The sequence below is a fragment of the Pseudomonas sp. 3A(2025) genome (assembly GCF_054589175.1).
This window is the reverse complement of sequence record NZ_BAAILM010000095.1, coordinates 373,848-392,460: the sequence shown is the minus strand read 5'-3', so window position 1 is coordinate 392,460 and position 18,613 is coordinate 373,848. Positions and strand designations below refer to the sequence as shown.

13 protein-coding genes are annotated in these 18,613 nt (G+C 60.4%); 6 read left to right on the top strand and 7 right to left on the bottom strand.

Annotation, left to right across the window (positions count from 1 at the left end):
* The first annotated feature begins 437 nt into the window (after positions 1-437).
* Both rne and ACYP2A_RS25385 read left to right on the top strand, forming a co-directional pair.
* Positions 438-3,893 carry a ribonuclease E gene (gene rne, locus ACYP2A_RS25390; protein WP_459748679.1) on the top strand — a complete coding sequence of 1,152 codons (3,456 nt, stop codon included), beginning with the start codon at positions 438-440 and terminating at the stop codon, positions 3,891-3,893.
* Positions 3,894-3,982: 89 nt separating this feature from the next.
* Positions 3,983-4,921: an oxidoreductase gene (locus ACYP2A_RS25385; RefSeq protein WP_459748678.1), complete on the top strand. Its 939-nt coding sequence runs from the start codon at positions 3,983-3,985 to the stop codon at positions 4,919-4,921.
* On the opposite strand, the gene murB is transcribed toward ACYP2A_RS25385, so the two are convergent.
* From murB to ACYP2A_RS25350, 7 genes are all read right to left on the bottom strand, one after another.
* Entirely contained in the window at positions 4,918-5,937 is a 1,020-nt protein-coding gene (gene murB, locus ACYP2A_RS25380; protein WP_459748677.1) for a UDP-N-acetylmuramate dehydrogenase, read from the bottom strand. The genes ACYP2A_RS25385 and murB overlap by 4 nt on opposite strands.
* Positions 5,937-6,701 carry a 3-deoxy-manno-octulosonate cytidylyltransferase gene (gene kdsB, locus ACYP2A_RS25375; protein WP_459748676.1) on the bottom strand — a complete coding sequence of 255 codons (765 nt, stop codon included), beginning with the start codon at positions 6,699-6,701 and terminating at the stop codon, positions 5,937-5,939. Before kdsB ends, murB begins: the two co-directional genes overlap by 1 nt.
* A complete protein-coding gene (locus ACYP2A_RS25370; protein ID WP_056836870.1) occupies positions 6,698-6,883 on the bottom strand; it encodes a Trm112 family protein in 186 nt (61 codons plus the stop codon). The genes kdsB and ACYP2A_RS25370 overlap by 4 nt, the downstream gene beginning before the upstream one ends.
* Positions 6,884-6,894: 11 nt before the next feature.
* A complete protein-coding gene (gene lpxK / locus ACYP2A_RS25365; RefSeq protein ID WP_459748675.1) occupies positions 6,895-7,890 on the bottom strand; it encodes a tetraacyldisaccharide 4'-kinase in 996 nt (331 codons plus the stop codon).
* A 13-nt stretch (positions 7,891-7,903) separates the two neighbouring features.
* On the bottom strand, positions 7,904-8,335 hold the full coding sequence (locus ACYP2A_RS25360) for an ExbD/TolR family protein (protein ID WP_459748674.1): 432 nt from the start codon (positions 8,333-8,335) through the stop codon (positions 7,904-7,906).
* Positions 8,332-9,006 (bottom strand): MotA/TolQ/ExbB proton channel family protein, encoded by a 675-nt coding sequence (locus tag ACYP2A_RS25355; RefSeq protein ID WP_459748673.1) that lies wholly within the window; start codon positions 9,004-9,006, stop codon positions 8,332-8,334. The genes ACYP2A_RS25360 and ACYP2A_RS25355 overlap by 4 nt, the downstream gene beginning before the upstream one ends.
* Positions 9,007-9,069: 63 nt before the next feature.
* On the bottom strand, positions 9,070-11,286 hold the full coding sequence (locus ACYP2A_RS25350; protein ID WP_459748672.1) for a DNA internalization-related competence protein ComEC/Rec2: 2,217 nt from the start codon (positions 11,284-11,286) through the stop codon (positions 9,070-9,072).
* Between the two features lie 207 nt (positions 11,287-11,493).
* Between ACYP2A_RS25350 and ACYP2A_RS25345 the strand changes: the two genes are divergently transcribed.
* Genes ACYP2A_RS25345 through ACYP2A_RS25330 form a run of 4 tightly spaced genes read left to right on the top strand, consistent with a single transcriptional unit; the run spans position 11,494 to position 18,576 of the window.
* Positions 11,494-13,518 carry a type VI secretion system Vgr family protein gene (locus tag ACYP2A_RS25345; protein ID WP_459748671.1) on the top strand — a complete coding sequence of 675 codons (2,025 nt, stop codon included), beginning with the start codon at positions 11,494-11,496 and terminating at the stop codon, positions 13,516-13,518.
* A complete protein-coding gene (locus tag ACYP2A_RS25340; protein WP_459748670.1) occupies positions 13,515-14,363 on the top strand; it encodes a DUF4123 domain-containing protein in 849 nt (282 codons plus the stop codon). Before ACYP2A_RS25345 ends, ACYP2A_RS25340 begins: the two co-directional genes overlap by 4 nt.
* Positions 14,360-17,662 (top strand): toxin VasX, encoded by a 3,303-nt coding sequence (locus ACYP2A_RS25335; RefSeq protein WP_459748669.1) that lies wholly within the window; start codon positions 14,360-14,362, stop codon positions 17,660-17,662. Before ACYP2A_RS25340 ends, ACYP2A_RS25335 begins: the two co-directional genes overlap by 4 nt.
* On the top strand, positions 17,659-18,576 hold the full coding sequence (locus ACYP2A_RS25330) for a DUF6708 domain-containing protein (protein WP_459748668.1): 918 nt from the start codon (positions 17,659-17,661) through the stop codon (positions 18,574-18,576). Before ACYP2A_RS25335 ends, ACYP2A_RS25330 begins: the two co-directional genes overlap by 4 nt.
* The last annotated feature ends 37 nt before the right edge of the window (positions 18,577-18,613 follow it).

Sequence of the window (18,613 nt, the reverse complement as noted above, 5' to 3'; positions counted from 1 at the left end):
CTTCCGGGCGCTTTGAGCGAAGCCTTACGAACTACGCCTCGAGCCATGATGCGCGACCTTCCACGGGAAGATCGCGGTAAATGCCAACCCGCTGCGGATTCTGCGCGCGGCAGCACCCGAATTATCAGGGATACGTGTAGGGCGGAGATGCACGACCATCGGACTGTGTAGCAACAACGCTGTTCAAAGACGCTTCATCTCGTCCGCTACCGATGGCCGATTCCTCCTCCTGATCAAGCTTTTGCTGACTGGGTGTCTTATGTCACCACAGCAAACAGGAAACGTCGCCGCGACTTTCCGGCCCTGTTGGCCGGGATCCTCGCCAGAAACTGGAGCGCTTCGGCACTCCTGACGTGCTCTGACACCGACCGTGAGAAGTCGTGTGTGCCGAACGCCGTTTCCGGCAGCCCGGAAACCGACGGTACTACATGAAAAGAATGCTGATTAACGCAACTCAACCCGAAGAGTTGCGTGTTGCCCTGGTAGACGGCCAGCGCCTCTACGATCTGGACATCGAGTCCGGTGCACGCGAGCAGAAAAAGGCCAACATCTATAAGGGCCGCATCACTCGCATCGAACCCAGCCTTGAGGCCGCCTTTGTCGACTTCGGCTCCGAGCGCCACGGCTTTCTGCCCCTAAAAGAAATTTCCCGCGAATACTTCAAGAAAAACCCTGAAGGCCGGGTCAACATCAAGGACGTCCTGAGCGAAGGCCAGGAAGTCATCGTTCAGGTCGAAAAAGAAGAACGTGGCAACAAGGGCGCCGCCCTGACCACCTTCATCAGCCTGGCCGGCCGTTACCTGGTGCTGATGCCCAACAACCCGCGTGCCGGCGGCATCTCGCGCCGTATCGAAGGCGAAGAGCGCAACGAACTGCGCGAAGCCCTCAACGGCCTGATCGCTCCGGCCGACATGGGCCTGATCGTGCGCACTGCGGGCCTTGGCCGCAGCAGCGAAGAAATGCAGTGGGACCTCGATTACCTGCTGCAACTGTGGACCGCCATCAAAGAAGCCTCGCTGGATCGCTCTGCGCCGTTCCTGATCTATCAGGAAAGCAACGTGATCATCCGCGCGATTCGCGATTACCTGCGCCAGGACATCGGCGAAGTGCTGATCGACAGCATCGAGGCCCAGGAAGAAGCCCTGACCTTCATCCGCCAGGTCATGCCGCAGTACGCCAGCAAGATCAAACTGTACGAAGACAGCGTGCCGCTGTTCAACCGCTTCCAGATCGAAAGCCAGATCGAAACCGCCTTCCAGCGCGTGGTCGAACTGCCGTCCGGCGGCTCGATCGTGATCGACCCGACCGAAGCCCTGGTGTCGATCGACATCAACTCGGCGCGCGCCACCAAAGGCAGCGACATCGAAGAAACCGCCCTGCAGACCAACCTGGAAGCGGCCGAAGAAATCGCCCGCCAACTGCGTCTGCGTGACATTGGCGGCCTGATCGTCATCGACTTCATCGACATGACGCCGGCCAAGAACCAGCGCGCCGTCGAAGAAAAAGTCCGCGAATGCCTCGAAGCCGACCGCGCCCGCGTTCAGGTCGGCCGTATCTCGCGCTTCGGCCTGCTGGAAATGTCCCGTCAGCGCCTGCGTCCTTCGCTGGGTGAAAGCAGCGGTATCGTCTGCCCACGCTGCAACGGCACCGGCATCATCCGTGACGTCGAATCGCTGTCGCTGGCCATTTTGCGCCTGATCGAAGAAGAAGCCCTGAAAGACCGCACCGCCGAAGTCCGCGCCCAGGTGCCGATTCCGGTTGCAGCCTTCCTGCTCAACGAAAAACGTAACTCGATCACCAAGATCGAACTGCGTACCCGCGCCCGCATCGTCATCCTGCCGACCGATCACCTCGAAACGCCGCACTTCGAAGTGCAGCGCCTGCGTGACGACAACCCGGACGCCAACATCAACACCAGCTACGAAATCGCTGCAGCCGCCGCTGAAGTCGAAGACGTCGTGCCGCAGGTCAGCGCCACCCGCACCCTGGTTCGCCAGGAAGCTGCGGTCAAGACCGCACCGGCTCGTGCCAACGCTCCGGTTCCTGCCGAAGAAGCAGCACCGGCTCCGGTCGCCGCACCGGTACCGGCGCACGAACCCAGCCTGTTCAAGGGCCTGGTGAAGTCGCTGGTCAGCCTGTTCGCCACCAGCAAGCCTGAACCTGTCGCTCCGGTCGCTGCCGAAAAACCGGCCAGCACCGAGCGCCCGGCGCGCAACGACGAACGCCGTAATGGCCGTCAGCAGAGCCGTGGTCGCAACAACCGTCGCGACGAAGAGCGCAAACCACGCGAAGAACGCGCCGAACGCGCTCCACGCGAAGAGCGTGCGCCTCGCGAAGAACGTGCTCCGCGTGAAGAGCGAGCCCCACGCGAAGAACGTGCACCGCGCGAAGAGCGCGCACCTCGTGAAGAACGCGCACCACGCGAACCTCGCGAAGACACTGCACCGCGTGAAGAACGTCCGGCCCGCGCCCCGCGCGAAGAGCGCAACTCTCGTGATCGCAAACCGCGCGAAGAGCGTGTGCGTGAACTGCGCGAGCCGCTGGATGCCGCCCCTGTAGCTGCAGCTCTGGCAGCCAGCACGGTAGAGGCACCCGCCGCCGATACACCGGCCGTACGTGAAGAACGCCCGGAGCGCGCGCCACGCGAAGAGCGCCAGCCACGTGCGCCGCGTGAAGAGCGTCAACCACGCGTCGAGCAGGACACTGCTGCAGGTGAAGAAGAAGCACTGAACGCTGAAGACCAGGCGCACGACGACCAACAGGATGGCAACGACGGCGATCGCCCTCGTCGTCGCTCCCGTGGCCAGCGTCGTCGCAGCAACCGTCGCGAGCGTCAACGCGATGCCAACGGCAACATCATCGAAGGCAGCGAAGAAGCTGGCAACGATGAACACAGCGACGCCGTGGCCGCCGGCCTGGTCGTTACAGCAGCCGTTGCAGGCGGCGTGCTCAGCGCCCCGGCCGAAGCCGATGCCAATCAGCAAGCCGAACGCGCCAGCGAAACCCCTGCCCAGGCCATCGAGCCTGCTGCACAAGTGGTTGCCAACGCCCCTGAAGCCGTAGCACCTGCCACCGCAGACGCTCCAGCCGAAACCGTTGAAGCACCTGCTGTCGAGACGATTACCAGCGAAGTCCCTGCTGCACCTGCCGCACAAACAGCTCCGGCTGTCGTTGAAGCCCCGGCTGTCGAAAGCACCGAGCCTGTACCTGCAAGCCCGGCCGCTCCAGAAGTCGAACTGGCCAGCGAGGCACCGGCACCGATCGTCATCGCCGACGACCAGCCAGCAGCACGCTTTACACCGACACCAGAGCCAACGCCACACGTTGAAGCTCCGGTCGAGGCGGTAGCAGAAACTGACGCTCCGGCAACCGAGTCTGCCGAGCTGAGCGTACCTGTCGCCCAGGCAGAGCCTGAAGCGACTGAGGCACCGGCCGTCATCGCCGAAGCGCCGGTGGTTGAATCGCCGATCGTTGAAGCCCCGGCAGTTGAAGCACCGGTTGTCGAGGCGCCCGTCGTTGAAGCGCCAGTCGTGCAAGCGCCGGCTGTCGAAGCGCCTGCAGCCCCCGTAGCTGTAGAAGTACCGGCCCTGCCGGTCAGCAGTTCGGGCCGCGCCCCTAATGACCCACGTGAAGTGCGTCGCCGCAAGCGCGAAGAAGAAGAGCGTCGTCGTCTCGAGGCCGAAAACCAGGCAGCCCCAGCGGCACCGGTCGAGGCACCTGCCGTAGAAGCTCCTGTCGTTGAAAATGCGGCAATCGAAGCACCAGCCGTAGAACCGCTGGTTGTAACCGAAGCAGCACCTGCTCAGAGCACCACTGAGGAAAAGGTCGAACAGACCGCACCTCAGCAGGCCCTGACTGAGGAAGACAGCCGCGAAAGCAAACCGCTGGTCTGATCGTCCCGATAAAAAAGCCCCGCCTGTGTAAGCAGGCGGGGCTTTTTTTGTCTGTGATTCATGGCCATAGCCTCAACGAGAGAATCACCATGCCCATTGCTTTAAAAGGCTTCACTGAAACCGATGTGCCGGACCAGTCTGGCAAATGCTTTATGGTCACTGGCGCCAATACCGGATTGGGCTATCAGATCACCCGCGCACTGGCTGCACGTGGCGCACGTGTCTTGCTTGCCTGCCGCGACCAGGCCAAGGCCGAACAAGCAATCCAGCGTATCAAGGCCATCCACCCGCAGGCTGATCTGACGTATATCGCGCTGGACCTTGCCGATCTATCCAGCCTCCAGGCAACAGCCACAAAAGTGGCCACTGAACCCCGCCTCGATGGGCTTATCAATAACGCCGGCGTGATGACGCCGCCCTTGATGCGCACCCGACAGGGTTTTGAGCTGCAGCTCGGCGTCAATCACCTGGGCACGTTTGCCCTGACTGCCCTGTTGCTGCCAAAGCTGAGCGAAACCCCAGGCTCACGCATCGTGACGACCTCAAGCATCGCGCACCGGGGCGCCAGCATCGACTGGAACGATCTGAATGCCGAAAAAAGCTATAACCGGATGACACGCTATGGCGCCAGCAAGCTGGCCAATGCACTGTTCTTTTTCGAGCTGGACCGACGCCTGCGCGCGGCACACTCAAATGTCACGGCACTGGGTTGTCATCCAGGCATCGCCGCTACGGAACTGGGACGCTTCATGGGCCCCATGCAGTTCTTCGGCCCGCTGGTCAGGTGGTTTCTCAACACCGCAGAAAAAGGCGCCTTGCCGGCGCTGCAAGCCGCCACCGGTGCGGTAACGCCTGGCGCTTATTACGGACCGACCGGTTTGGGTGAGGCAAGAGGTGTTTCAGGCGAAGCGTCACGCTCGGCGAAGGCGCAAGACCCCGCACTCGCACGACGACTCTGGGATGAGTCGATTGCCATGACCGGCATCGACCCCGGCTTGCCACCTGCCGATCAAGCCGCGCGGGCTTAATACAGGTTGGGCTCCATCTCCAGGCTGACCCCGAAACGCTCGACGATATCGGCCTGGATACGCTGCGCCAGATTCAACAGTTGCACGCCAGTGGCCGCGCCATAGTTGACCAGCACCAGCGCCTGTAACCGATGCACGCCCGCATCGCCCTCGCGAAAGCCCTTCCAGCCGGCCTGCTCGATCAACCAGCCTGCCGCCAGCTTCACCTGGCCATCGGCCTGTGGATAAGCCACCAGTTGCGGATAACGCAGCTTGAGGGCATCGGCCTGCTCAGCAGAAACCTGCGGATTCTTGAAGAAACTGCCGGCATTGCCCAATACGGCAGGATCGGGAAGCTTCTCGCTACGAATAGAACAGATCGCCCGACTGACATCCAGTGGCGTCGGCTGGTCGATGCCCAGCTCACTCAGGCGCTGACGTACCGGACCATATTCAAGGTGCAGATGAGCCTCGCGGCTCAAGGTAAAGCGCACCCGCAAGATGATCCAGCGCCCGGGATTGCGCTTGAAGACGCTGTCGCGATAGCCGAACCGGCACTGCTGCAAAGAAAACGCGTGCAGTTCACCGGTTTCACGCTCCAGCGCGATCAGGCTGTGGAACACATCCTTGATCTCGACCCCGTACGCACCGATGTTCTGCATCGGTGCTGCACCGACCGTGCCGGGGATCAGGCTGAGGTTTTCCAGCCCCGCCAGCCCCATCTGCAAGCAAGTCTGCACAAACGGATGCCAAGGCTCGCCAGCCTCGGCCTCGACCACGACCTGCTGCGGCCCATCGCTGACTATGCGCACACCACGACTGGCCATGCGCAACACCAGCGCCTGCACATCAGCGCTCAGCAACAGGTTGCTGCCCCCACCGATCACCAGCAACGGCACCTGCAACTCACGGGCCCGGGCCAGCGCCTGGCGCACCTGATCGTCGTCATGAGCTTCCGCGAACAGCTGCGCCTGCACATCAACGGCAAAACTGTTGAACGGTTTGAGAGACACCGCCGGGCGCACGTCAAGACTCATCAGCCCTCCAGCAAGCGCCGCACGCGCTCCAGGTCTTCAGGGGTGTCCACACCGGCCGGCGGTGCTTCGACAGCGTCGGCCACGTGAATACGCACGCCGTGCCAGAGTGCTCGCAACTGCTCCAGAGACTCGGTGTTTTCCAGCCAGCATGGTCCCCACGCGACAAAGTCATGCAGAAAGCCCGCACGGTACGCATAGATACCGATGTGCCGACGATACGGTACGCCTTGCGGCAGTACATCGCGGCTGGCCGCCAGTGCATCGCGCGCCCAGGGCAGCGGCGCACGACTGAACGTCAGGGCCAGGCCGTTGATGTCGGTCGCCACCTTGACCACATTGGGATTGAACAGGCTGGCAACGTCTTCAATCGGCTCGGACAGGGTAGAAATACCGGCTTCAGGGTGCGCCGCCAGGTTGGCCGCGACCTGATCGATAAGTGCTGGCGGAATCAATGGCTCGTCACCTTGCACGTTGACCACGATCGCATCTGCCGCCAGGCCCAGCTTGCCGGCCACTTCGGCCAGACGGTCAGTGCCGGAATTGTGATCCTCACGGGTCAGCAAGACTTCGGCACCAAAGCCTTGGCAGGCCTCGGCGATACGCGCGTCATCGGTGGCCACGACCACCCGCTCGGCACTGCTTTTGCGAGCTTGCTCCCAGACATGCTGAACCATCGGCTTGCCGGCAATGGTCTTGAGCGGTTTACCGGGAAAACGGCTGGAGCCGAAACGGGCCGGAATGACGACGGTAAAGGACGCTGTCATTTTTCCAGACGCTCCTCGGCAGTCAGGGTACGTGCCTCGCTTTCGAGCATCACCGGGATGCCGTCACGAATCGGGTAGGCCAGGCCTGCGCCCTTGCTGATCAACTCGGTCTTGTCGGCGCTGAGTTTAAGAGGTCCCTTGCAGATCGGGCAGGCGAGGATGTCGAGCAGTTTGGTATCCATGGAAGATCCCGTCATTTAATAAGATGTGCCAGCTGCTCATCGAACCAGCTGACGAATGCCGTGGAGGGCTTGGCGTCCACGGCCAGATACCACCAGTCTTCGGCGGCGAAGGACCGGCATTTCACCGCATCCTTCTCGGTCATGACCAACGGCAGCGCAGGTGTAAAGCTCAGTACCTGCGCATCGAATACAGCATGGTCGGCGAAGGCATGCGCCACAGGCCGCCAGTCTAGCCCTTCAAGGGTGTTGAAGAAACGTTGCGGGTTGCCGATACCGGCCACCGCATGCAGCGCTTGCCCCGGTGGGAAATGCTCCACGCCGACCCGTTGACCGGTGCGCAGATTGACCAGCGCCGAAGGCTTGAGGGTAAAGGCAAAGCCATCCTCACGATCGGCCTGGGCACCGTTATAAAGCAGCGCATCGACGCTTTGCAGGCGCTCGACCGGCTCACGCAGGGGGCCGGCCGGCAAACAGCGGCGATTGCCCAACCCGCGCGCGGCGTCGATCAGTACCAGTTCCAGATCACGGGCCAGGCGGTAATGCTGCATGCCGTCGTCGGAAAGGATCAGGTCCAGAGGTTCAGTGTCGAGCAGCGCCTGCACGGCGCGCCCGCGATCCGGGTCGATCACCAGCGGCACGCCGGTGCGCTGCACGATCAGCAAAGGTTCGTCACCGGCCTCGGCAGCGCTTTGTTCAGCACGCACCCGCCACGGAAAACTCGGCGGCTTGGCGCCGTAACCGCGGCTGACCACACCAACCCTCAGGCCCCGCGCACGACAGTGCTCGATCAACCACAGGATCAACGGCGTCTTGCCGGTGCCGCCAACGGTAATGTTACCCACCACCACGACGGGCACTGCCGCCTTGTAGATCGTCCCCTCACCGGCCAGAAAGCGCGCCCGCCTGGCATTGACCACTCGGCGATACAGACACTCCAGCGGCCGCAACAGCGTCAGCGCCGGATGCCCGCCATACCAGGCGGCAAGCAGACGGCCGGAAAGCGTCATCAGTTAGCCGCCATCAATTAGCTGAAGCGGCCTGAACGGTCGTCATGCGCAAATGGCTGAACCCCAGCTTGCCGGCCGCATCCATGGCCGTGACCACCGCTTGATGTGGGGTCTTGCCATCGGCACTGATCGACAGTGGCAGGCTGGTGTCACCGGCCGACTCACGCTGCAGGGCATCGATCAGGCTGGCCAGATCGTTGCTGGGCAGCAACTGGTTGTTCACCGAAAAGATCCCGTCGGCATTGATCGCGATGTCCACCTGCTTGCGCGCAGCGTCATCGTTCGAGGCCCCGGTCACCGCCTGTGGCAGGTCGACACGCAGTTGAGTCTCACGGGTAAACGTGGTGGTCAGAATGAAGAACAGCAACAGGATGAACACCACATCGATCAACGCCACCAGATTGATGTCGATGATGTCGCGCTGTTTGCGGCGACGGAACTTCACTTTCTCTTGCCCCCGGTCTTGGCCAGCGACTTGAGATCGACCGGCGCATCGACCAGGTCGACTTCGCGATCACCCTGCACCACTTCAACCAGACGAATAGCCTGTTGCTCCATACCGACCACCAGTTCGTCGACCCGGCCTTGCAGGAAGCGATGGAAGAAAATCGTCGGGATAGCGACCATCAGGCCCGAAGCGGTACAGATCAGCGCCTTGGAAATACCGCCGGCCAGGACCACGGCGTTGCCGGCGGTGCCTGTCGCGTTGAACGAGGCGAAGATGTCGATCATGCCCAGCACGGTACCCAGCAAACCGAGCAGCGGCGCCATGGCACCGATCGACCCCAGCGCACTCAGGTAGCGCTCCAGTTCATGGATAACGCGTGCGGCCGCCTCTTCGATGCTCTCCTTCATGATCTCGCGACCATGTTTGGAGTTGGCCAGGCCCGCTGCAAGGATTTCACCCAGCGGCGAGTCGGCGCGCAACTGCTTGAGTTTTTCGCCGTCGAGTTTATTTTCCTGAATCCATTGCCACACCTGTCCCAGCAGATGCGGCGGAGTGATCCGGCTGCTGCGCAGCGTCCAGAGGCGCTCGATAATGATGCCGGCTGCGACGATCGAACTCAAAATGATCGGCAGCATCATCCAGCCGCCGGATTTGACCAGTTCCCACACAGTGCCGTCCCCCCCTGAAAAATTGGCGCCACTCTAACACGACCGATGTCAGGTATCGACGTATCAGTCTCGCCACCAGCGCCGCTGCGCGCGCGCGGCCTCTGGCTGGCCGAAAGTCCCCAGGCGCAAACCGATTGCCCCTGCTTCTGCACTGTCGTACATGACAATCCCCAGCGCCTTGTAACGCGCCTTTACCACAGGGTGCGGGTGGCCAAAATTGTTGTGCCTGCCACGGGAAACCAGCACGCCTTCGGGGGCAACACGCTCCAGCAACCGCCGTGAAGATGAAGTACGACTGCCATGGTGTGGCGCCTGTAACCAATGCGCCTGTAGCTCAAAGTCGGCCGTCAGCAGGGCACGCTCGGCACCTGACTCGATATCACCGGTGAGCAACAACCGCTCACCGCTCGCCTCGACACTCAGCACACATGAAGACTCGTTGCTGCTGCGGGCATCGTCCCAGCGCCAGGTCGCGAAACTGACCCCGTTCCATTGCCAGCGCTCACCATTGCGACAAGGCCTTGCCGCCAATAACGGCGGCAAGGCCTCGGCTTCACCGCTCAGCACCTGCTTGACGGGTACGCCACGCTGAACCGCCAGCGCGCCACCGGCATGGTCGGCATGCGCATGACTGATCAGCATCAGGTCCAACTGACGCACCCCGGCTTTGCGCAGCACTGGCAACACCACTCGCTCGCCCAGATCGACCCCTGCCGCGGCAGGCCCTGCGTCATATAGAAGGCTGTGATCGCGGGTGCGCAACAGAATCGCCAGCCCTTGCCCGACATCCAGTTGCAACACTTCAACCTGCCCGTGCGGGATCTTCTCGGCCGGTGCAAACACGCACAACAGCAGCAACGGCCAGCCCAGCAGGCGCATGGGTAACCCCGTGGGCAACAATAACAGCAGCGCACCGAGCAGGCTCAAAGCCCAGGCCCACCACGGCAGGGTCGCCGGCAGCCAGGCCGGCGCCTGTACGGCCAGCCAGCCCAGAAACACGAACAACACCTGCAAGGCACCACCTGCCAGCCACAGCAAAGACTCGCCGACGCCGGGCAACGGCAATAGCAGCGTGCCCAGCAAAGCCAGCGGCAAAACGATCAGGCTGACCCAAGGCACCGCCAACAGGTTGGCGAACGGTCCACTGAGACTGACTGGCAGGTTCAGTGCCAGCAAGAAAGGCAACAAGCCAGTCGCGATCAGCCACTGCGCACGGGTCCAGGCCTGCCACCAGCGCCACCCGCCCAGCCGCCCGCCAAACGCCAGAATCAGCACGCCCACTGCCGCGAACGACAGCCAGAAGCCCGGTTGCAGGCTGGCCAGCGGCTCAAAGACCAGCACCAGATTGAGCGACACCAGCCACGGCCAGATCAGCCCCAGATGGCGAAAACGCAAACGCCACAACAGCACCATGGCGACCATCGCACAGGCGCGGCGCACCGGCACTTCAAACCCCGCCAGCAGCCCATACCCCAATGCCGCCGCAAAGGCCAGGCCGCATGCCCACGGCAACCATGGCAAGGCACGCGGCCACAACCCCCAGCGAGCCAACGCGGCAATCAGGAAGTACACCGCGCCGGCCAGCAACCCCACATGCTGGCCCGAGATCACCAGCAGATGTACGGTGCCGGTCTCTTGCAGTACCTGCCAGTCGTCGCTCGACAACCCGGCACCATCGCCGAGCACCAACGCCGCCAGCCCGCCCTCACGGCCCTGAGCGTCCACCGCCAGCAGCCGCTGACGAATAGCCTCACGCCAGGCCGAATGCCCCGGCGCCAATAACTGTCCGTCGACCACCGTGCCGCTCGCACCGATACGCCGCGCCAGCAGCCAGGCCTGGTAATCGAATGTACCGGGGTTGACCAGCCCGTCAGGGCGCCGCAGCTTGACCGCCAGGCGCCAACGCTCACCACTGCGCACCTGAGGCCCGCCATGCCAGCTCATCCGAATACGCTTTGGCAACCGCGCCCGCCGTGAATCGGCATCCTTGAGTTCGAAACGCATGACCCCGTCCCTGTCACTCGGCAGCCCAACCACCTCACCCTGCAACCATAGCGTCTGGCCATCGAGTCTAGGCAACAGCTGGTCATCCAGCGCCGATTGCGCCGACACGCACGCCCAGCTCAAACCCAGCAACCACATCGCCAGCGGGTAGGTACGCCAGGGCAACAGCATCAAGGCCAGCAACGGCATGAGCAGCAACAGCCAGACCGGCGGCAATGCCGGCAAGAAACGCAAGGTCAACAGACCCAGTGCAAGCGCGACCATCCCTGTGCGCATGAGCATTCCTCAAGACGGGAAAGCCGCACAGGATGGACCTCAAAAACGGGTGGCGCAGCGGCGGAGTGTTGCAGCGTTTTAGCGGCAAAAATCCCCTCGCTACACAGCCCTTTTCTTACAGCCCCTGAAGAAATGCCCTGCTTTTTTCTGCACGGTAAATGGCTAGCCTCGTGGGTCTTTGCTGCAACGACTGACAGGGACACACACATGCTCACCACCGACGGTCATTTCAGCCTGCTCCTCAAGGACTCAAGCCATGACTTTCAGGTGCTGTCTTTCGACGGCGAAGAAGCCATCAGCCAGCCTTACCGATTCAACGTCGAACTGGTCAGCGAACGCCCGCGACTGGACCTGCCATCACTGTTGCACCAACTGGCGTTCCTGACCTTCGAGCGCGACGGCGCAGGCATTCACGGCCAGATCCAGCACATCGTGCAAAAAGACAGTGGCAGACGCCTGGCCCACTACAGCCTGACACTCGTACCACGGCTGAGTTATCTGCAGCACCGGGTCAATCAACGCATCTTCCAGAAAAAGACCGTCCAGCAAATCATCGAGGCGGTTCTCAAGGAACACGGGCTGTTCAGTAACACGTGCCAGTTCAGGCTCGCAGGCCGCTATAAGGCGCGGGAATATTGCGTGCAGTACGCCGAAAGCGACCTGCACTTCATTCAGCGCCTGTGTGAAGAAGAAGGCCTGCATTACCACTTTGAACACAGCCGTGAGCAGCACACGCTGATCTTTGCCGACCACCAGAGCATGTTTCGCAAACTGGCCTTGCCCGTCCGTTACCACCCGCCCAGCGGCGCGCAGGCAGACGAAACCGTGATCCAGCAACTGAGCATGCGCCTGCAAGCACGCAGCAGCCGCGCCACTCGGCGCGACTACGACTTTCAGAAAGCCAGCCGGCAACTGGAATACAAGTCCCCCGCGGACCCGGCAATTGTTCAGCCAGACCTTGAGGACTACCGCTACCCCGGCGGTTTCAGCGGCGAAGAGCGCGGCAAGCCCTTGACCCAGCGCGCTCTGGAGCGCAGCCGTATCGATTATTGCCAGGTCGAAGGCAGTAGCGATCACCCGAAACTGCTCAGCGGCCATTTCATGACCCTGCGCGACCACCCGCGACAGGAATGGAACGCCGAATGGCTGTTGAATCGTGTCGAGCACCAGGGCAAGCAACCTCGGGTGCTGGAAGAAAACCTCACCCACATCGATGACCGCCACGGCTTCAGCCAGGGCTACCGCAACCGCTTCACCGCCACGCCTTGGGATACCTTCTTTCGCTCGGCACTGAACCACCCTCGACCCCGGATACTCGGCAGCCAGACCGCACGGGTAACAGGTCCGGCCAGCGAAGAGATTCATTGCGATCAATTCGGCCGAGTCAAAGTGCAGTTTCACTGGGACCGCCACGGTCAATACGACGCCGACAGCAGTTGCTGGCTGCGGGTGGCGTCCAACTGGGCGGGCGACACGCATGGCAGCGTCACCATTCCGCGCATCGGCATGGAAGTACTGGTGACCTTTCTGGAGGGCGATCCCGATCAGCCGGTGATCAGCGGCTGCTTTCCCAACAGCATCAACCCTGCGCCCTACCCGCTGCCAGCGAACAAGACCCGCAGCGTGTTTCGCAGCCGCAGCACGCCCAAAGGCACCGGCTACAACGAACTGCACATCGAAGACCGTACCGGTCAGGAGTTGATCTACCTGCACGCACAGCGCGATCTGGAACAGAAGGTCAACAACGACAGCCGCCTTGAAGTCGGCAAAGACCGGCTGGAGACCATCAAGGGCAATAGCATCAGCCAACTGGAAGGCGAAGCCCGGTGCACGGTAACGGCGGATCGCAAAACCCACTTGAAGGCTGACGATTACCTGCATATCGAGAGCAATAGTTACACCCGCGCAGGACAGGTGCTGGCCATCGAAGCGGGCCAGCAGGTCCACCTCAAATCGGGGGCCAACCTGATTATCGATGCCGGAGCCAGTATCACCCTCAAGGCTGGAGGCCAGCATCTGCAGATCAGCATGGCTGGCATTTTCAGCAGCAGCCCGATCCTTCCCGGCGGTCCGGCACTGGTCGGCATGCCTGCCTTGTCGGCGATACCGACCCCGCTAGCCGCCTTGCAGGCGCTGACCCTCACTATGCAAAAACAAGCCTTTCGCAGTGCCGCACAACAGGCAGCACCGGTGTGCGCGGTGTGCCAGAAACTCAGGGCGCCAGGAGCATGAGAAATACGTACCTGCTGCTCGACAGCGCGCAGATCGACGAGCTGCCGCAGTTCCTGCTGAGCCTTGGGCAATTCATGCCCTGCCATCCTCTTTACCTGACCACAGTCTATGCGGAACTGGCTGACTGCGGCCCGCTGCTGGTACCCGTTGTTCCGGGCAGCCAGTTGGCACTTTCGTTTATTCAGCGGTGGCGCATGCACGCCGGTATCTGGCTGGAAACCGATGCTCCGGAGCCGGCCTTGCTCGATCACTTGCGCAGCCTGGTGCATGTGAGCCTGGAAGGTAAGGTCACCGCGTTCTTTCGCTATCACGATCCACGTATCGCCCGGCTATGGCTGCAAGGCCTGCAACCCATCGAGCGTGATCGGGCCATGGGCCCGATCCAGTTGATCCGCTTGCCTGCCGAAGACGGCAGCGACCTGTCGATTGTCAGCAGCGGCCAGACACCAGGGCAGCGTTATGCGCACACGCCCTGGCTGCAGTTGAGCGCCGCCCAACTCGAACACCTCGGCCAGGCACAGCGCCAGCAATTCGACCGACACCTGATCGAGCATTGCCAACGGTATTTCCCCAGCGCCTTGCATGGGCTTGATAACGCTGCGCAACACGCGTGGGCACAGGCCTGCCAGCTCAGCGCCGGACGCCAGGGTTACAGCACGCAAGACGAAGTCACTCGCTGGGTCAGCCTGCATGTGCATTTGGGTGCGAACTTTCCGTATGAGTCCACCCATCAGGCCTATCGGAAGATTCTTGAAGCAGCAGGTCTGTCGCCCGCGCAACGGCTGGATGGCCTGTTAAGCGAACTGACCCTGCAACTGATTCATGACCAGGAGCCTCGCTCATGAGCATTGACGCAAATGAAACCGCCCTGATCAACCTCAGCAACGCCGACCGGGCGGCCAAAGCGCAGCCTCATTTAGACATCAACAGCCCGCTTGCCGCCTGCGCGGCCAGCCAGGACAAGATCTTTGTGGTGCCGGTGCGCTATGCCCTGGCCGAGCAGGCCGCCAGCCACCCGAGCTGCCAACCGGGCGTCCAGCCCAAAAGCCATTCGATGGCTGCACGCAGGTTGCGTACCGGCTTTCTCTACCTGTGGCAAGGCACCGGCCCCCTGCAACGTTACGGCGTGTGCGCCGAGGGCAAACTGGACCCCGAAGCGCTGGATGACGACGATACCCGGCTCCAGCGCGGCACCCAGACCGGTATCGCATTGAGCAAACACCAGCCGGCGTGGCTGATGTACACCGAGTACCCCCTCGATATGCCGCGCTGCCAAGAACTGGCACAACCCGCCATCCGGCAAAAACGCATGCGCCAGATTGACCTGCCGGAGGTGGCCAACCAGTTACAGGCTGACCACTGCCCGCCGCTGGAAGCCACCGAACAGGTCATCGCCGAACTGATGCCGGAAACCTACCACTGGGGCGTGGTCAGCGACCATCAACGCAACGGCGAAACCGAACGCCAGCAAGCCTATGACCTGCGTGAAAAGATGCTCGAAAACCCTACACCTGAAACCCTTCAGGCTTACACCGACGCCCTGTACTGGGTCGGTGAGCGCGACTATGTCATGTCCAAACACGCAGGCGCCGCCAAGGACCGCCCGCCTCCCGGCGACTGGAGTGCACACGACTGGCACGCCTTGCGCACCCGTGGCTGGTTGCAGTCGGCGAAGCAGGAGGCACAAGGGTTATGGGCGGTGTTCGCCTGCCTCGACGATGACCTGGGCGTACTGCGCGATATCGATCATGAACAGGACCATCTGGAAATCAGTCACCAGCAGTGGATTGGCGAGAACCAGATACGCCTGACGGTGGGCGGATTTGTGCGCAGTTTGTTGACCGAGGACGGGGCGGAGGTGGCGAATCTGGTCAATTACCGTTATGTAGAACGCAACCTCGGCCTCACGCCTGAACAAGGAGAGGTTCTTTTAGACATCAATGCACAAGCAGAACCGTTGCGTTTCGAAGAAGCCCGCCTTGCCAATGCTCAAACCGTACAGATGACCACCGAGGGCAAGCAGCAACTGGCCAATATTCGGGAACAGATCAGGCAGTTGCAATTACCGATGGCGAAATTCCTGCCTGTTGAGCTGCATAAAGACGTCGACAAAGAAGTCCGGCGCTATCGAAAGCAGAAAGATTACAACCAGAGAAAAGGCAAGTTCAGTGGCAGGATCGATGAAAATATCGACCTGCCCGCCATGAATAACTGGCTGGACGAAACCGCACCGGCCCACTACCAACGCGTCAAGGAACGTCATGAGCTGCTGTATGCCGACCGGGGTATTTTCCTGGCGCGTCATGACAGCGGCACGTGGTTTGTGAACTATGACGACGCCCACCACCGTGAGTGGCTGGACGATCTGGCAGAAGGCTGCCTAACCGCCCAATGCCTGTACAACCAGGGCGCCGAACAATATGCCGGCTATGTGCGCAGCAAGGATCCCGGAGCCTTGCGACAGTTGTTCTTCTCCTGGAGCCCGAGCCTGGAAGCCGCGCTCAACAGTGAAACGCGCCTGGGCGAAATAATGGCAGCGCTGAGCGACGAGAACCTGAGCAACACCCAGGCTGCCTTGTCCAAAGCACTGGGTGAAGCGGCCAACCCGGTGCTTGCGCATATGCGGGTCATGGCCGATGACAGTCGCTGGGTAACCATGGTCAACCGGCTTAGCCCGGCAGTACTGCTGCTGCGAAGCAAACTGGATCGTCTGAGCGAAAGCTGGGTAGGGATGATGGTCTTTGCGAGGACCAATGCGCAGATTGGTTTCAAATGGAGCAAGGACCAGAACTTCATGGTCTTTGAGGCCTTTGGCAAGGGAATTAAAGAACTGGAGCAATGGGCAAGAAGCACGGCCTTTGCTATCAGTAAAGGCAATACGGCTAACATTCTTAATAGCAAGGTTGTACAAAACAGCGGGGGCCTGACACCGCTGCTTGTGTTGGTGCTCAATACCTGGAATGCCAGTCGGTATGTCAATGACGCATCCATCGTCGAGAGGATGGGTGAACAACGCACCTATGATGTTATTTCTGCAGTGTTGTATACCGCTGCGGCGTTGATGGCGGTTGTGGATAACGTGGTACGAAAGGGGTACGGGCTATCGGAATACAGAGCCCTTTCCAGACAGATGCCCATCGCTCCATTATTTGGCGGCATCATAGGCCTTCTATCATTTGAGGCAGCAAGATACGAATTCAAGTCGATTCAAGAACAAATTGAAAGCTCACACAATTCAGTAGACCCTTGGCTGAAGCTCCGGAAAAACATAGTAGGCGGCCAAATGGCTGTTTATGCAGCCCAGGCAGCAGCAGGATTCGGTTTCACCATGGCCGCCATTACAGGCGTTATAACCCCCAGTGCCGCCATTGCTGGATTCACGATCGTGATGGCCTATTTATTCTGGGTTATCGCCTTTATGGGCGGGCTCTATCTGGTCGCCTGGTTCTTTCAAAAAACACCTTTGCAGAATTTCTTACATCATTGCTGCTGGTCCAGACAGAAAGCCGGCGACCTTTCACCCATCACCCTGAGCGCACAAAAAGACGAGATGGATGAGCTGCTCGTATTGCTTTACTCACCACGTGTCAATTTCAAGGAAAAATCCGAAAAACCTGACTCAGGCAAGATCCTTTACTTACAGGATGAACACTACGTCGAGGCTGTGAGCATTGACTTGCCAGGCGCACTGCCCAACAGCGTACGCCTGGATATCTCTTTGATAGGCGACCCTATTGACTATGAGTTGTGGATGGAACGACGACGCAAACCCGGGCTGCATACACCGCCGTACTTGATACGCGACATGGGGACTCACTGGCTTGAAAACAGCCATTGTGAATGGATCCCTCCAGATGAAGGCCAGGGCCTGCGTATCACTGGAGTATTTAAAAAAGTTGCCTATAAACTGGCCTCGCTACCCCAAAACGTCTCCATTCGAGTGAAATACAGCTCACCGCTCACCTCACTATTGCAAATAAACCGCTTTATTGGTGGCGAAGAGGGCTTGTCTTTTACCCTTACGCCCAAGGGCGGTGTCATCCCATTACGCAACGATGAGACACTTATCCTGAACAATGTAATAGAGCATCGATTAGGCGAACAACAATGTTCAAAATTCCTGCAACCCAAGGCTAAAAAATGAGCACGCCACCCGCAGGCTCCTTTAAAAAGACACTCGTCTCTCGAAAAGATTATCTGGCACCCCTCCCTCTGCCCACGGGGCAAAAGCCAAGTGACTGCCTTAATATCATATGGCGCAAAAATGATATATTTCTGGACATAAACAACTACAACATCGGCACGGCATCCGCACTGGCCTGGTTTCAAATAGTATCTTGTCTAGCACTTGCAATACCACTAAGCTACATAACCTCTTCTATAGCCTGGGAGATATTGTTGTTTGGCGCTGTCATGACCTGCATATCTGTTGTATTTTTGATCATTGGCCTGAGGCGCCCCACCCCTCTTCCCATGCGTTTCAATCGTCAACGCCGCGAAGCCTGTTTTCTGCACAAAAACGGCGAGTACCGGATCATCCCCTGGGAAAGCGTTGTAGCGACCATCACTGAGTTTTCGACCGTAACCCAAGGCGGACGTATCTCTCATGGCATGTTACTTATCAGCCTGGAAAATCCCGATACCGCCGATAAAAACCAGGACTTTGCGATGGTTTTCCCCTGCGGCGGCGGCAAACCTGCCATGGCGTTGTGGGAGTGCGTGCGCACGTATATGGAGGTGGGTCCCGATGCCGTAAGCGATCTCACCGCCAAGTTCGCCCGTACCAAGGGAGTCTGGGCCAGCTATCTGGACGATCTTCGCGACGCTGCCAAGCGTAAAGGCTGGTTCAGAACCCTGCTCCGGGAGGGTTTATTCGAATTGCTTATCTTCAATACATTACTGGCCGATCTGCTGGAACGCAAAAAGCTCTACCCACTTCCCGACCTCGACCACCCCGACATCATCGAATGGTCCAAACCCCTGCCCCGCGAACAATGGGCTAGCCCATCCCCCGAGTTTCAGGCTGCTCTGGCCAAGCTACACCCCAGCCAGAAATAACCAGAATTCCCCACCGGGCCAGCAGGCCCGGAGAGAA